Raw genomic sequence first — 14,383 nt, forward strand, 5'->3', positions numbered from 1 at the left:
TGTCGGGCGACCACCGGCCGGGGCACTGGCGGATCGACGGCCCGGAGACGAGGAACGCCCCGGCGCAGGGCGCACGGGGCGAGGGGCCGGCGCACGGCGCCAGCCGATCGAACCGTCCTCCTGCGCGGGTCGCCCGGGGGTCTCCGGACCTTCGATCGCACGCGGACGTGCGACGACCAGCGGTCTTGGGGGGAACGGGACCCAGCGTACGCGATGCACCGGCGCTGCCGGTGGCCGACGTCCGGTTCACCGCTGCACGCGCTCCCATCCGCGCCGCACCCGCCCGATCCGCCGCCAGCCGAAGCGGGCGAACCAGGGCTCGAGTCCGACGTCCTCGCCGCCGAGCGCCACCAGGAAGCGGTCGGTGCCGCCGAGCCGCAGCCACGCGACGAGGTGCTGGACGAGCCACGTGCCGATGCCCTGGCCGCGGACGTGCTCGGCCACGTGCAGCTCCGCCAGGTCGGCCCAGCCGTCCAGCCGGGAGAGGCTGCCGCCCCGGGTGTGGTCGTCCTGCGCCTCGGCGAAGCCCACGACGTCGCCGTCGAGGACCGCGTCGAACCGGGCGCCGAAGGTGCCCACGACCCGGCGGACCGCCAGTCCCGGCAGCGGCGCCGGCCCGGGTTCGGGCACGTCGTCCAGCCCGCCGGCCAGGTGGACCTCCTCGCGGGCGGAGCTCCCGTCGAAGCCCGCAGCGGTGAGGACGCGGGCCACGTGCGGCCAGCCGTCGGGGATGCCGTAGGTGGCCGGCGTGGGCAGGTCGCCGTCGGCCGAGCACCGGCGCACACCCCAGGCATCGAGCACCCGCACAGAGGTCGCCGCGAGGGCGTCGCCGGCGGGCTCGTGAGCCGGCCAGCAGACCAGCCACGCGATCTCGCCGGTGCCGCGCCAGTCCGGCGCGACGTCGGCGTCATCGCGGTAGCGGCGCAGGTGCGCGGCGCCGACGAGGCGGCCGGAGACCTCCGCCACCAGGGTCGCCCGGTCGTCGACCCACGGGTCGGTGACGTACTGACCGGGATCCCGCTCGATCTGCGCGAGCAGGACGGCGGTGGACACCGCCCACCCGGGGACGACGGTCGAGATGTGCGCGTTGACCAGGACGGTCAGCTGGTCGCGGTCGGCCCGGTGGAACGGGCGGACGACGGGATCGGGCACGGTAGGACTCCAGGGCCGAGCGCCGTGGCGGCGCAGTGGTCGGGGAGCCGCTACCCGTGCGGCACGGCTGGACCGTAGCAGCGCCGGAACGCACGGGGGCCCCGCAGCGACGTGCGCTGCGGGGCCCGTGGCCGGCTGGCCCCGTCCAGAGGCTCACCCCGAGCGGGCGAGGGGACGGGGTCCTCTTTTCAGGCGGTGGGCTCGTCCACCATCAGGTTGCGCGTGCGGTTCGGGTCGACCGGGATGCCCGGGCCCATGGTCGTGGAGATGGTGACCTTCTTGAGGTACCGGCCCTTGGCGGCGGCCGGCTTGGCCCGCAGGACCTCGTCCAGCGCCGCGGCGTAGTTCTCCACCAGCTTCGCCTGGTCGAACGAGGTCTTGCCGATCACCAGGTGCAGGTTGGCCTGCTTGTCGACGCGGAAGTTGATCTTCCCGCCCTTGATGTCGTTGACGGCCTTGGTGACGTCGGGGGTCACCGTGCCGGTCTTCGGGTTGGGCATCAGGCCACGCGGGCCGAGGATGCGGGCGATCCGGCCGACCTTGGCCATCTGGTCGGGGGTGGCGATCGCCGCGTCGAAGTCCAGGAAGCCGCCCTGGATCTGCTCGATCAGGTCGTCCGAGCCGACGACGTCGGCACCGGCGGCCTCGGCCTCGGCCGCCTTGTCACCGGTCGCGAAGACGATGACGCGGGCGGTCTTGCCGGTGCCGTGGGGCAGGTTGACCGTGCCACGGACCATCTGGTCGGCCTTGCGCGGGTCCACCCCCAGCCGCATGGCGACCTCGACCGTGGCGTCGTAGGACGTCGGCGACGTCTCCTTGGCCAGGTTGGCGGCCTGCAGGGGGGAGTACAGGCTCTCCCGGTCGACCTTCGCGGCCGCCTCGCGGAACTTCTTGCCGTGCTTCGCCATGGTGGTTCCTCTCCGGGGGCTCGAGGCCCCGGTCGTGTGGTTCCCGGGCCTGGCGTGGCCCTCCCACTGGTGACGTGCTGAGCGGCCCGGTGCAGGGCCCCGGCCCGGGCGGAGCGAGGGCTGGGGGCACCGGGGTCCTCTTACTGGACGGTGATGCCCATCGACCGGGCGGTGCCGGCGATGATCTTCTCGGCCTCGTCGAGGGAGTTGGCGTTGAGGTCGGCCATCTTGGTCTGGGCGATCTCGCGCACCTGGTCGCGGGTCACGGTGGCGACCTTGGTCTTGTGCGGCTCGCCGGAGCCCTTCTCCACACCGGCCGCCTTGAGCAGCATGCGCGCCGCCGGCGGGGTCTTGGTGACGAAGGTGAACGAGCGGTCCTCGTAGACCGAGATCTCGACCGGGATCACGTTGCCGCGCTGCGACTCCGTGGCGGCGTTGTACGCCTTGCAGAACTCCATGATGTTGACGCCGTGCTGGCCGAGCGCCGGACCCACGGGCGGGGCGGGGGTGGCCGCACCGGCGTTGATCTGGAGCTTGATGACCGCGGTCAACCGCTTCCTGGGGGGCATGACTTCCTTCTTCTGTCTACGTGCTTCTGTCTACGTGGCCTGGGACGGAACGGCTCGGTCGCAGGGTCCCGCCGCGAGCGTGCGAGCGGTGGGGGGCGACCGGGTCCTTCGACTACAACTTCTGGACCTGGCTGAACGAGAGCTCGACCGGCGTCTCCCGGCCGAAGATGGAGACGAGCACCTGCAGCTTCTGCTGCTCGGCGTTGATCTCGTTGATCGTGGCGGGGAGGGTGGCGAACGGGCCGTCCATGACGGTGATCGACTCGCCGACCTCGAAGTCGACGACGGCGACGGGCGCCGCTGCGGCGGCCGCCGTCTCGGTGGCCTTCGCCGCCTGCGGCGTGGTGGCCGGGGCGAGGATCTTGACGACCTCGTCGAGGGTGAGCGGCGAGGGCCGCGAGGTCGCCCCGACGAACCCGGTCACGCCGGGGGTGTTGCGCACGGCGCCCCAGGACTCGTCGTTGAGCTCCATGCGGACCAGCAGGTAACCGGGGAACACCTTGCGGTTGACCTGCGTGCGCTTGCCGTTCTTGATCTCGGTGACCTCCTCGGTGGGCACCTCGATCTGGTAGATGTAGTCCTCCATGTCCAGCGACTGGATGCGGGACTCGAGGTTGGTCTTCACCTTGTTCTCGTAGCCCGCGTAGGAGTGCACGACGTACCAGTCGCCGGGGGCGATCCGCAGCGCCTTGCGCAGCGCCTCGACCGGGTCCTCGTCCTCCTCGGGCTCCGCGACGTCGGAGTCGGGGGCCGGGTCGACCAGCGGGTCGGTGACCAGGCTGTCGACGTCACCGTCCTCCACCTCGGGGGTCGCGTCGGCCACGGCGGTCAGGGTGTCCTGGTCGGCGGTGTCGGAGGAGCCCTCGGCGGCGCCGGTCTCCCCCGCGCCGGTCTCGAGGTCCACGCTGCCGGGCACGTCGAATCGGGCGTCGTCGAGGTCGATGGACTCGACGTCGCTGTCGGTGTCGAAGGGCTCGCGGGGGTCGGTCACGGGGATCTCTTCCTTGTCGGTGGCGTGCAGGCGGGGTGGGCTCAGCCGAAGACGGCGAGCACGCCCTGGGCGAAGAGGAGGTCCAGGCCGGCCACCAGCGCCACGATGAAGGCCACGAAGACGATGACGACGGTCGTGTAGGTGATCAGCTCGCGCCGGCCCGGCCAGATGACCTTGCGCAGCTCGGCCACGACCTCCCGCAGGAACCGGCGGATGCTCCGGCGCTGCCGGACCTCGTCGGCGCGGGCCCGTTCGGCGGCCGCGCGCGACCGCGTGCCGCTCCCCTCGGTCGCCCGGCCCGCGGGCCGGGAGGACGCGCCGCCCCGGGCCGGACGGCGGGTGCGGGACGCGACCGGCTCGTCGTCGTCCGCCTCGTCGTCGGTGGTGATCCGGCCACCCCGCCGGCGAGCGGACCGGGCCACGACCTTGTCCTCGTCGGCCTCCGCCTCAGCGGCGATCTCGTCCTCGGCGGCCTCGAGCTCGGTGGCGTCGTCGACGCCGGGCGCCTCGCGGTCGAGCTCCTCGTCGGTCAGTTCGGCGTCGGAGGCGGCGCGAGGGTCGTCCTCGCGTGCCGGCTTCTCGTCGCTCACTGCGCCTCGCTCGCCTCGTGGTGGTGGCCGCTGCTGGGTGGCCGTCGGTCGGTGTCCTGCGGTGGTGCTGGTCGTGCACGTCGCCGGCGGTCAGCCGGCGGCACGGGCAGGGGTGACAGGACTTGAACCTGCAGCCTGCGGTTTTGGAGACCGCTGCTCTGCCAATTGAGCTACACCCCTTGAAGGACGCCGCCCTCCCACCCTCCGCACGCTCGGGGCGGGACCCGCGACGGGGCCTTCGGGACGGCCTGGCCCACCACGGTCAGCACCGAGCCCCACTGGGGATCCGGGGCACGCCGGTGGCGGGGGTCGACCGCCCCAGGTAGCGAGTGTACGGGACCGCCGAGGGTGGCAGCCAACAGCTCCGGGGCCCACCGCCACCCGGCCGCCCGCCCGGTGGTCCGGGCAGCAGGAACGGCCCCTCGGGGACGTCGGCGGCGCCCTCGACGAGCGGGGCCGCGCGGGGTCCGCCCCGTCGGAGTCCGCGGCCCACGTCCGGTCGGCTCCGGGAACGGGCGCGACCGACGGCGGCGGCCTTTGACACGATGGACGCATGACCGCCGTCTCCCCGCCGGAGCCCGCTGCCCCCGCCACCGAGCTGCCGCCCGCCCAGCGGCGCATCTCCCGACGGATCGCCTCGATCGCCGAGTCCGCCACGCTCGCGGTCGACGCCAAGGCCAAGGCGCTCAAGGCCGCGGGCAAGCCGGTGATCGGCTTCGGAGCGGGTGAGCCGGACTTCCCGACCCCGGACTACGTCGTCGAGGCCGCCGTGGCCGCCTGCAGTCAGCCGGCGATGCACCGGTACACCCCCGCCGGCGGGTTGCCCGCGCTCAAGGAGGCGATCGTCGCCAAGACCGCCCGTGACTCCGGGCTGCAGGTGACCCCGGCGCAGGTCCTGGTGACCAACGGCGGCAAGCAGGCCGTCTACGAGGCGTTCGCGACGATGCTCGACCCGGGTGACGAGGTCCTGCTGCCGGCCCCGTACTGGACCACCTATCCCGAGGCGATCACCCTCGCCGGGGGCGTGCCGGTGCCGGTGGTGGCCGACGAGGAGAGCGGCTACCTGGTGTCGGTGGCCCAGCTCGAGGCGGCGCGGACGCCGCGGACCAAGGTGCTGCTGTTCTGCTCGCCGTCCAACCCGACCGGTGCGGTGTACCCGCCGGAGGTGGTCGAGGAGATCGGCCGCTGGGCACTGGACAACGGCCTGTGGGTGCTGACCGACGAGATCTACGAGCACCTGACCTACGACGGGGCGACCGCGCCGTCGATGCCGGTCGTGGTCCCCGAGCTCGCCGACCGCTGCGTCGTCGTCAACGGGGTGGCCAAGACCTACGCGATGACCGGCTGGCGGGTCGGGTGGGTGATCGGGCCGACCGACGTCGTCAAGGCCGCGACCAACCTGCAGTCGCACGCGACGTCCAACGTCGCCAACGTCTCGCAGGCGGCGGCGATCGCCGCGCTCACCGGCGACCTCTCCGCGGTCGCGACGATGCGGGAGGCCTTCGACCGGCGCCGCCGGACCATCGTGTCGATGCTGCGCGAGATCCCCGGGGTGGCCTGCCCCGAGCCGCGCGGTGCCTTCTACGTGTACCCGTCGGTGAAGGCGCTGCTCGGGCGGTCGATCGCCGGGCGCACTGCCGCCGACAGCGTGCAGCTGGCCGAGATCATCCTGGAGGAGGCGGAGGTCGCCGTCGTCCCGGGTGAGGCGTTCGGCACGCCGGGCTACGTGCGGATGTCCTACGCCCTGGGCGACGAGGACCTCGTGGAGGGCGTGCGCCGGATGCAGCACCTGCTGGGGTCCGCGGGCTGACGCCGGCCCCCTCCCCGAGCTCGCCGGGGATGGGGAGGAGGGGGTCCTCCCTCAGTCGGGGAGGTCGTCCTCGTCGAGGGCGCCGGCCGCGGTGAGGACGTCGAGCGCGGCGGGCAGACCGGCCAGCGCCCGCGCCACGTCGTCGGGCGTGGCGATCGTCCAGGCGTTGGCGTCGACGTAGCACCGGATCGCGGCGTCGAAGGCCTCGGCCCCCGCGGCGTCCCGGGCGGCGACCAGCGCGGCGCCGCCCTTCCCGTAGACCCGCGCGAAGTAGTCCTCGGTGCCGCGGAACTCGTCCATCGCCGCACCCACGTCGCCGGGGATCTCGAGGGTGCGCCGCAGGTCCCCGGGTGCCACCGGGAAGGTGACCGACTCCGCGTAGGTGGCGAACGCCTCGTCGAGCCACGGGTCCCGGAACTGCGAGTCCCCGACCATCCCGTAGAAGTACATGTGCGCGACCTCGTGCAGCAGCACCAGCGGGCTGGCGCCGGCCATGAGGATCGAGCTCGGGTACTCGATCCCGCCGCCGTAGTCGGGCAGCAGGGGCACGGTCAGCGTCCGGTAGGGGAACGGGCCGAAGCGGCGTTCGAGGTCGCCGATGGCCGTCACCGTCCAGTCGGCCAGCTCGTCGGCGCCCACGTCGGCATCGGGCAGCACGCCGGTCGTCACCTCCGCGCCGCCGGGCGTGGTGACGGTGCTGGTGGTGAACCGCCCGACCGCGACGCTGACGTCCCGGGCGACCGGCTCCGTCGAGCTCCAGGTGCGGCGGCCGGCGCGGGCGGCGGACGGGGCGTCCTGGTCCCCGGTCATGAGCACGGTGAGCTCGGCCGGAGCCGAGACCGTGATGCGGGTGTCGGCGACCGGGCTGCTCGCGGTCTCGCCGAGGACCTCGACGAAGGGGTCCCGCGCCCAGCCGACGCCGGGTTCCCACGCCAGCAGCGGCGCGCCGCTGGCCCACCAGGACACGTTCTCGTCGGCGCCGACCCGCTCGAACGACCCCGACCCCAGGGTCAGCGTGAAGTCCAGCTCCACCTCGGTGGACTCGCCGGGGGCGAGGTCGGCGTCGAGCCGCACGACGTAGAGCCCGCCCGGCTCCTCCGCCCCCGCCTCGACGTAGCCGCCCTCGGCGACGTCGTCCCCCCGGACCGCGTCGACCACCAGCCGGTTGCCGACGTCGGCCGCCTCCGGGGAGTTGGGCACGAGCCGGAAGACCAGCTCGCCGGTGGCGACGTCGGGGGTGAAGACGACGGTCTCGGTGCCGGTGACCGTCCGGAGGTCGCCGTCCAGGCGGAAGTCGAGGGCGACCACGGGCCGGTCGGGGTCGGGCTCGGCGCGCTGGTCGCACCCCTCGACCGGCGCGGCCTCCGGGGCGGGGCTGGGGTCGGCGGCGTCCTCGGCCGCCAGCGTGTCGACGAAGGAGGTGCCACAACCGGCGAGGAGGAGCAGCGCCGTGGCTGCCAGAGCGGCATGGCCGCGCGTCCTCACGCCAGCTGCACGGTGGCGCGGGCCAGGGAGAGAACCTTCTCCCCTCCGCTGGTGACCGTCAGGTCCACGCGGACCCGGCCGCCGTCGCCGACCGCCCCCACCTTCCCGCGGACGGTCACCGTGGCCCCCGCGTCGTCATCGGGGACGACGACGGGCCGGCCGAAGCGGACGTGGTACTCCACGAGCGCGGCGGGGTCCCCGGTCCAGGCGGTCACGGCTCGTGCGGCCAGCGCCATCGTGAGCATGCCGTGGGCGATGACCCCGGGCAGGCCCACGTCGGTCGCGGTCCGGTCGTTCCAGTGGATGGGGTTGAAGTCGCCCGACGCCCCGGCGTAGCGGACCAGGTCGGCCCGGGTCACCGGATAGCTCCGCTCGGGCAACTCGGTGCCGACGGCGACGTCCGCGGCGCGCACAGGAGCGCTCACGATGCCCCCCGGGCCACGAGCATCGACGTCGCGGCGCACACCGGCTCGCCGGTCTCGGTCGCGACGTCGACCCGCGTGGTGAGCAGGTCGTTGCCGGCGACGCTGCGCACGGCCTCGATGACCGGCGTGGCGACCAGCCGGTCGCCGGCGCGGATCGGCCGGTGGTGGGTGAAGCGCTGCTCCCCGTGCACCACCCGGCTGTAGTCCAGGTCGACGTCGGGGTCCTCGACCACCACGCCGGCTGCCGACAGGGTCAGCACGATGGCGAACGTCGGCGGGGCGATCACGTCGGGATGACCCGCCGCGCGGGCGGCGTCGGCGTCCCGGTGCACGGGGTCGGTCTCGCCGATCGCGGCGGCGAACTCGGCGATCTTCTCGCGGCCGACCTCGTAGACGGCTGAGGGCGGGTAGCTGCGCCCGACCAGTGTCGGATCAAGCGCCATGCTCCCGCCCTCCCTGCCGCGCCGCTGGGGTCAGCGGGTCTCGCGGTGGACCGTGTGCTTGCGGTCCGTCGGGCAGTACTTCTTCAGCTCGAGCCGGTCGGGGTCGTTGCGCCGGTTCTTGCGGGTGATGTAGTTGCGGTTCTTGCACTCCTGGCAGGCCAGGGTGATCTTCGGACGGATGTCGGTGGCTGCCATGGAGGCTCTCCTCGCCTTGTGCGGACGGGCCGGCAGGGCCCGCTGCGTGGGCGGGTTGCCCACGCGGTGGTACGACATGCCGACGGACCCCGTGGTGCGGGGTCCGTCGAGAGTAGCGGTGACCGGATTTGAACCGGTGACACAGCGATTATGAGCCGCTTGCTCTGCCTGGCTGAGCTACACCGCCGGGAAGACCGTGCGGCCCGGTCTCGCGACAGGACCGGTAGGTCGGAGCCCCTTTACGGAATCGAACCGTAGACCTTCTCCTTACCATGGAGACGCTCTGCCGACTGAGCTAAAGGGGCGTGCTCGAGGAGCCGTCGAGAACTGTACCTGACGCCCTTCGGCCTCCTGCAGGGACCCGCCGCGAGCGTGCGAGCGGTGGGGAGGCAGTCGAAGGACCCCGTCCCTCTCACCCCCCGCAGGCTCGGGGTGAGCCTCCGGACGGGGCGTGCTCAGGTGCGGACGAACAGCCGGCGGTGCGGCGCACCCGGCGCGGCCGACCGGACGCCCGTGCGGGCCAGCAGCCAGCTCTCCAGCCGCTCGTCGGGCAGCGGCCGGCTGACGAGGAAGCCCTGCAGCTTGTCGCAGCCCATCTCCGCCAGCAGGTTGCGGGTCAGCTCGTCCTCCACGCCCTCGGCGACGACGCGCAGCCCGAGGTTGTGGGCCAGCTCGATGATCGAGCGGGCGATGAAGGACTCTCCCTGGCTCGTGGACATGCCGAGCACGAAGGACTTGTCGATCTTCACCTCGTCGATCGGCAGCTGGCGCAGCTGCGACAGCGAGGAGTAGCCGGTGCCGAAGTCGTCCATCGACAGCCGCAGGCCCAGGGCGTGCAGATCGGCGAGCACGGTGCTGCTGCGCACCGAGTCGTCGACGACGCTGCCCTCGGTGAGCTCCAGGGTGAGCAGCTCCCCGGGCACGCCGTGCCGCCGCAGCGCGCGCCGGACGCGGTCGACCAGGTCCGGCTCCGTGAGGCACCGCGCCGAGAGGTTGACCGAGACCGAGAGGGCGATGTCCTGGTCGAGCCACTTGCGGCACCGGGCGAGCGCGAGGTCGAGGACGTGGTCGGTGAGCAGCCCGATGCGACCGATCTGCTCGGCGAGGTGGATGAAGTCGTCGGGCGCGATCGCGCCGTAGCGCGGGTGCGCCCACCGGACGAGCGTCTCGACCGAGACGATGTCGGAGGTGCGGGCGTCGATGATGGGCTGGAACACGACGCTGATCTGACCCTCGGCCATCGCCTGCTCGAGCTCGGTGCCCAGCTGCAGGCGGCGCAGGCTCTGCTGGTCGAGGACCGGGTGGTAGCTGGCCACCCCGCTGGAGCCCGAACCGGCCAGCAGCGCCACGTCGGCGCGCTGCATGAGCGTGCCGGCGTCGGTGCCGTGGACGGGGGCGGCCGCGACACCGATGGAGAGGGTCACCTCGAGGTCCAGGCCGGCCACCCGGGCCCGCGTGGAGGTGGCCTCGCGCAGCCGCCGGGCGGCCCGCTCGGTGGCCGCCAGCGACAGGCCCGGCAGGAGGACGGCGAACTGCTCGCCCTCCATGCGGGCCACCAGGGCCTGCGGCGGGGCGTGCTCGCGGAGCAGTCCGGCCGTCACCAGCAGCAGCTCGTCGCTGGCCGCGTGGCCGAGGGTGTCGGTCACCTCGGTGTAGTTGTCGAGCGCGGCGAGGATCAGCCCGGCCCTCCCGGCGACCGGGTCGGCCGCGAGCAGCGCGTCGATCTCCACGGCGAGGCGCTGCCGGTTGGGCAGGCCGGTGAGCCGGTCGTGGTCGGCGTCGTACTTGATCTGGGTCAGCAGCTGCTGTTGCCGGATGGCGGCGTTGACGTGCGTGAGCATGGAGTCCAGTGCCGCGCGGTCGCCGTCGGCGAAGGACACCACGTCGCTGCGGCGGTCGCAGATCTCCAGGTACCCGGGCTCGCCGGCCGCGGTCGCCACCGGGGCGGCCAGGAGGTCCTCGGCACCGCGGCGGGCCAGCGCCGCGGCCTCGGCCTCGGTCGCGCGGGCCAGGGAGACCAGCACCGGCCCGTCGGCCCACCCGTCGGTGGCGCGCCGGCGGATCAGGTCGTCGGGGTCGCCGGGGCCGTCGTACCAGCCGCGGCCGTCGTCGGAGGCGACCACCAGCCGCGGCCCCTCGTCGAGGTAGGGCGGCAGCCACAGGGCCACCCGGTCGGCGTTGAGCAGCTCCCGCACCGCGTCGACGATCCGGCGGGTGCCGTCCTCGTCGGACCCGACGTGCTCCACCCGCCGGGCGAACTCGTAGACGAGCACGGGGAGGATCAGCAGCCACGCCCAGGCATGGGACCGGGTGAGCAGGACGGTCGCGACGCCGGCCGCGACGCTGAGCGGCCCGATGACGAACTGCGGCACGAGGGCGTCGATCCAGAAGCGGCGCCCCAGCCGGCCGTCGGTCAGCGTGATGATCGCGGCGACGCACACCGCGGAGACCACGTCGGCGGCCGTGATGGCCACGGCGAGGGCGGCCCAGGTGACCGGCGAGCCGAGGTCGGACTCCGGGAACAGCTGGAGGACGGCGACGGCCGCGGTCACCTCGAGGACGGCGAGCGCGACGTTGAAGACCGTCTTGGCCGGCACGTAACGCTGGCGGACGAGGACGACGACGACGGCGGCGCCGCGTGCGACGGCCGTCCAGAGGCCGCCGATCTCGACCAGGCCGATGACGACGACCAGCTCGATCGGGGTGACCGTGAAGGTCTGGCGACGGACCTCGAGGTCGAGCTTCACCGACTCGGTGGCCACGAAGGCGACGAACATGGCCAGCACGGCGAGCACCGGCAGCGACGTCCACGCCGACGGCAGCACCAGACCCCCGAACACGACGGCGGCCACCGCGGTGGAGCCGATCGGGACCCATGGCTGTCGCACGGGCGCGTGCGGCTGCTCGGGCGCCGCGGCCGAGGGCTCGCGGTGCTCCACAGCTGGAGCCAGGGGCTCGGCCAACGGAACCCTGTCTGTTAGGGGGGCGGACGTCGGCCGAGGCTAACAGCGCAGGGGGCGGACGCAGTCCCTCCTCACCCTTCGGGGGCAGCCGCCGGAGCCCGGTGGCCGCCCCCGCTCAGGGAGTACCTGCGGTCAGCTCCAGCGGTTGCCGCGGCTCCACCGGTTGCCCCGGCTCCAGCGGTTGCCGCGGGTGGTGGTGGTCGTGGACGTGGTGGTGTGGCTCATGACGCCTCCTCAGGCATGAAGGACCGCTTCGCGTGCGGCAGTCACCCAGGCGCGGGGGCAGAGCGTCGTTCGGTACGGACCGCGCCCGAGAGATTGCTGCCCGTCACCCGATCGGGGCAAGCACCGAAGATCACGACGGAACGGCGGACCGTCATGCCCTCACGCTCAGTGAGGAGATCTCTCTCTGCGTCACCCGATTGGGTGGCGCGCGTGCTCCGGGAGGCGCCAGGGACGCCTGGGACCTGGCGTGTCCGGCCCCCGCGCGTCGGCCCGGGTCCACAGCCGCCACCGCGCGGGTCCGGGGGGCTGCCGGTCGCGTCCACAGCCGTCCACATCCCCCGGTCCACAGGTCGTGGACGGCCGCGGCCGGCCCCTACGCTGCCCGGGTGCACGGGGACGCCCACGGCGAGCGCGGCTCGACACTGCCGCTGGTCCTCGTGTGCTGGCTGGTGGCGGCACTCATGGCGTTCGGGGCGATCGCGGCCTCCGACGCCTTCCTGGAGCAGCAGCGGGTGCAGTCGGACTGCGACGGCGCGGCGCTCGCGGCGGCCAACGCCACCGACGAGGCGGCGCTCTACCGCCAGGGGGTCGGGACGACACTGCCGCTCACCCGCGCCAGCACCGCCGCTGCCGTCGCCGACCAGCTCGCCGACGCCGGGACGCTGCTGGACGCCTGGTCCACCGAGACCGACGGCGTCGAGGTCACGGTGCGGTGCACGCGACAGACCGAGATCGCCTTCGGCTGGCTGTTCCTCGCCGGCCGGCCGCTGGAGCGCACCGCGCTGGCGAGCGCCCGGGCGCCCACCGGCCCCTGAGCCACCCGGCCCCGGGACGAGGACGGCCCCCGACCTCGTCGAGGTCGGGGGCCGTCGCGTACCGGGTGTGGCGGGTGAAGGATTCGAACCTTCGTAGGCTAAGCCGACGGATTTACAGTCCGCTCCCATTGGCCACTCGGGCAACCCGCCGTGGTGGTACCGCTGGAGCGTACAAGACGACGGCGACCGGCCTCCCCGGTGTCCCGCACGCGGGGACCGGCAGCCGGCCGGCCGACGAGAGGAGACACCGGACATGGCCGACTCGTCCTTCGACGTGGTGAGCAAGGTCGACCGCCAGGAGGTGGACAACGCCCTCAACCAGGCCGCGAAGGAGCTCTCGCAGCGCTTCGACTTCCGGGGCACCAACGCGACGATCTCCTGGGCCGGCGAGGAGGGCGTCAGCCTCACCGCCGACACCGAGGAGCGGGTGGCCGCGGCGCTGGAGGTGTTCAAGGAGAAGCTGATCAAGCGCGGCATCTCGCTCAAGGCGCTGGACGCCGACGAGCCGCAGTCCTCCGGCCGCAGCTACAAGATCTCCGCCCGCATCAAGCAGGGCATCGAGTCGGACAAGGCCAAGCAGATCGCCAAGCTCATCCGGGACGAGGGCCCCAAGGGCGTGCAGGCCCAGATCCAGGGCGACCAGCTGCGGGTCAGCGGCAAGAAGCGGGACGACCTGCAGGCGGTCCAGCAGCTGCTCAAGGGCGCGGACCTCGACGTCGCCCTGCAGTTCGACAACTACCGGTGACGTGCCGGCCCCCTCGCAGGGGCCCCTCCCCGAGGAACGAGGGGTGGAGGCGGGGGGGCCGTCACGTCAGCGCTGGTCGAGTTCCCGTGCCATGCCCTCCAGCCGGGCGATGCGCTCGGGCATCGGCGGGTGGGTGGCGAACAGCGACGCCAGTCCCTGGCCGCGGAACGGGTTGGCGATCATCAGGTGGCTCTGGGTCACCAGGCGGTCCTCCTGCGGCAGTGGCCGGGCCGACGTCCCCGCAGCGATCTTGGCGAGGGCGGCGGCCAGCGCGCGCGGGTCCTGCGACAGCGCCGCACCGGAGGCGTCGGCCTGGAACTCGCGGCTCCGGCTGACCGCCATCTGCACCAGTCCGGCCGCGAGCGGGCCGAGGACGACCAGCAGGAGGCTCCCCAGCGCGTTGCCGCCGCCGCGGTCGTCGGAGCGGCCTCCGAACAGGGAGGCGAACATCGCCAGGTGGGCCAGGTAGGTCACGACGGTGGCCATGGCCCCGGCGACGGAGCTGATCAGGATGTCGCGGTTGTAGACGTGCGAGAGCTCGTGGGCCAGGACGCCCCGCAGCTCCCGGCGGTCGAGCAGTTCCAGGACGCCCTGGGTGACGCACACGGCCGCGTTGCGCGGGTTGCGGCCGGTCGCGAAGGCGTTGGGCTGGTCGGTGGGGCTCACGTAGAGCCGGGGCATCGGCTGCCGGGCCGCGGTGGCCAGCTCGCGGACCATCGCGTACAGCTGCGGCGCCTGCGTCTCGGTGACCGGGAAGGCCCGCATGGCACGCAGCGCCAGGGTGTCGGACCTCAGGTAGGCGAACCCGTTGACCCCCAGGGCGACCACGAGCGCGACCAGCAGGCCACCGCGACCACCGATGAGCGCGCCGGCGGCGAGGATGAGCCCGCCCATGAGACCGAGGAGCAGGGCGGTCTTCACCCCGTTGTTCCAGCGCTGCACGCCCGACCAACGGAACTCCCGCGGGCGCCGTTCCCGGCCGCGCGGAGCGCTGGGACCACGGTCACGGAATGCGCCCGCCGGGCACGGGGTTGCTCGAACCAGGTGCCGGGGCCCCCGGTCTTTCT

General features: G+C 73.4%; 14 protein-coding genes and 4 tRNA genes. 3 read left to right on the forward strand and 15 right to left on the reverse strand.

The features are described 5' to 3' along the window. Positions 1–246: 246 nt before the first annotated feature. The 6 genes from GCU56_RS25140 to GCU56_RS09810 form a co-directional block, all read right to left on the reverse strand. A complete protein-coding gene (locus tag GCU56_RS25140; protein WP_163481529.1) occupies positions 247–1,152 on the reverse strand; it encodes a GNAT family N-acetyltransferase in 906 nt (301 codons plus the stop codon). A 188-nt stretch (positions 1,153–1,340) separates the two neighbouring features. Further along, positions 1,341–2,060, reverse strand: coding sequence for a 50S ribosomal protein L1 (gene rplA, locus GCU56_RS09790; RefSeq protein WP_163481530.1), 720 nt, complete (start codon positions 2,058–2,060; stop codon positions 1,341–1,343). Positions 2,061–2,200: 140 nt separating this feature from the next. Then, a complete protein-coding gene (rplK, locus tag GCU56_RS09795) occupies positions 2,201–2,629 on the reverse strand; it encodes a 50S ribosomal protein L11 (protein ID WP_012950499.1) in 429 nt (142 codons plus the stop codon). Between the two features lie 112 nt (positions 2,630–2,741). Then, a complete protein-coding gene (nusG, locus tag GCU56_RS09800; protein ID WP_345771752.1) occupies positions 2,742–3,620 on the reverse strand; it encodes a transcription termination/antitermination protein NusG in 879 nt (292 codons plus the stop codon). A 41-nt stretch (positions 3,621–3,661) separates the two neighbouring features. Beyond that, positions 3,662–4,210 (reverse strand): preprotein translocase subunit SecE, encoded by a 549-nt coding sequence (secE, locus tag GCU56_RS09805; RefSeq protein ID WP_163481531.1) that lies wholly within the window; start codon positions 4,208–4,210, stop codon positions 3,662–3,664. Positions 4,211–4,317: 107 nt separating this feature from the next. After that, positions 4,318–4,390 (reverse strand) — tRNA-Trp (locus GCU56_RS09810). A gap of 373 nt (positions 4,391–4,763) precedes the next feature. Here GCU56_RS09810 and GCU56_RS09815 point away from each other — a divergent pair. Next, the gene (locus GCU56_RS09815) at positions 4,764–6,020 is read left to right on the forward strand and encodes a pyridoxal phosphate-dependent aminotransferase (protein ID WP_163481532.1); all 1,257 of its coding nucleotides are present in this window, start codon (positions 4,764–4,766) and stop codon (positions 6,018–6,020) included. 51 nt (positions 6,021–6,071) lie between these two features. Here the strand turns inward: GCU56_RS09815 and GCU56_RS09820 are convergent, their stop codons facing one another. From GCU56_RS09820 to GCU56_RS09850, 7 genes are all read right to left on the reverse strand, one after another. Then, on the reverse strand, positions 6,072–7,505 hold the full coding sequence (locus GCU56_RS09820; protein ID WP_345771753.1) for a peptidase M1: 1,434 nt from the start codon (positions 7,503–7,505) through the stop codon (positions 6,072–6,074). Beyond that, entirely contained in the window at positions 7,502–7,930 is a 429-nt protein-coding gene (locus GCU56_RS09825) for a MaoC/PaaZ C-terminal domain-containing protein (RefSeq protein WP_163481533.1), read from the reverse strand. The genes GCU56_RS09820 and GCU56_RS09825 overlap by 4 nt, the downstream gene beginning before the upstream one ends. Next, on the reverse strand, positions 7,927–8,373 hold the full coding sequence (locus GCU56_RS09830) for an FAS1-like dehydratase domain-containing protein (RefSeq protein ID WP_163481534.1): 447 nt from the start codon (positions 8,371–8,373) through the stop codon (positions 7,927–7,929). The genes GCU56_RS09825 and GCU56_RS09830 overlap by 4 nt, the downstream gene beginning before the upstream one ends. Positions 8,374–8,403: 30 nt before the next feature. Continuing rightward, positions 8,404–8,568: a 50S ribosomal protein L33 gene (rpmG, locus tag GCU56_RS09835; RefSeq protein ID WP_163481535.1), complete on the reverse strand. Its 165-nt coding sequence runs from the start codon at positions 8,566–8,568 to the stop codon at positions 8,404–8,406. A gap of 113 nt (positions 8,569–8,681) precedes the next feature. Next, positions 8,682–8,755, reverse strand: a tRNA-Met gene (locus GCU56_RS09840). A gap of 45 nt (positions 8,756–8,800) precedes the next feature. Continuing rightward, positions 8,801–8,873, reverse strand: a tRNA-Thr gene (locus GCU56_RS09845). Between the two features lie 150 nt (positions 8,874–9,023). Beyond that, entirely contained in the window at positions 9,024–11,456 is a 2,433-nt protein-coding gene (locus GCU56_RS09850) for a putative bifunctional diguanylate cyclase/phosphodiesterase (RefSeq protein WP_345771754.1), read from the reverse strand. A gap of 686 nt (positions 11,457–12,142) precedes the next feature. Between GCU56_RS09850 and GCU56_RS09855 the strand changes: the two genes are divergently transcribed. Beyond that, positions 12,143–12,571: a pilus assembly protein TadG-related protein gene (locus GCU56_RS09855; protein WP_163481536.1), complete on the forward strand. Its 429-nt coding sequence runs from the start codon at positions 12,143–12,145 to the stop codon at positions 12,569–12,571. 68 nt (positions 12,572–12,639) lie between these two features. Here GCU56_RS09855 and GCU56_RS09860 read toward each other — a convergent pair. Continuing rightward, a tRNA-Tyr gene (locus GCU56_RS09860) sits at positions 12,640–12,721 on the reverse strand. 103 nt (positions 12,722–12,824) lie between these two features. Here GCU56_RS09860 and GCU56_RS09865 point away from each other — a divergent pair. Further along, positions 12,825–13,316: a YajQ family cyclic di-GMP-binding protein gene (locus GCU56_RS09865; RefSeq protein WP_163481537.1), complete on the forward strand. Its 492-nt coding sequence runs from the start codon at positions 12,825–12,827 to the stop codon at positions 13,314–13,316. 66 nt (positions 13,317–13,382) lie between these two features. Here GCU56_RS09865 and htpX read toward each other — a convergent pair whose 3' ends face one another. After that, positions 13,383–14,258, reverse strand: coding sequence for a zinc metalloprotease HtpX (gene htpX, locus GCU56_RS09870; RefSeq protein ID WP_163481538.1), 876 nt, complete (start codon positions 14,256–14,258; stop codon positions 13,383–13,385). Positions 14,259–14,383 lie beyond the last annotated feature (125 nt).

Source organism: Geodermatophilus sabuli, from assembly GCF_010686765.1.
GTDB classification, from domain to species: Bacteria; Actinomycetota; Actinomycetes; order Mycobacteriales; family Geodermatophilaceae; genus Geodermatophilus; species Geodermatophilus sabuli_A.

Coding starts and splice junctions, on each gene's coding strand:
- rpmG (WP_163481535.1), bottom strand. CDS start 8,568: ATGGCAGCCACCGACATCCGTCCGAAGATCACCCTGGCCTGCCAGGAG.
- GCU56_RS09865 (WP_163481537.1), top strand. CDS start 12,825: ATGGCCGACTCGTCCTTCGACGTGGTGAGCAAGGTCGACCGCCAGGAG.
- GCU56_RS09815 (WP_163481532.1), top strand. CDS start 4,764: ATGACCGCCGTCTCCCCGCCGGAGCCCGCTGCCCCCGCCACCGAGCTG.
- rplK (WP_012950499.1), bottom strand. CDS start 2,629: ATGCCCCCCAGGAAGCGGTTGACCGCGGTCATCAAGCTCCAGATCAAC.
- GCU56_RS09830 (WP_163481534.1), bottom strand. CDS start 8,373: ATGGCGCTTGATCCGACACTGGTCGGGCGCAGCTACCCGCCCTCAGCC.
- rplA (WP_163481530.1), bottom strand. CDS start 2,060: ATGGCGAAGCACGGCAAGAAGTTCCGCGAGGCGGCCGCGAAGGTCGAC.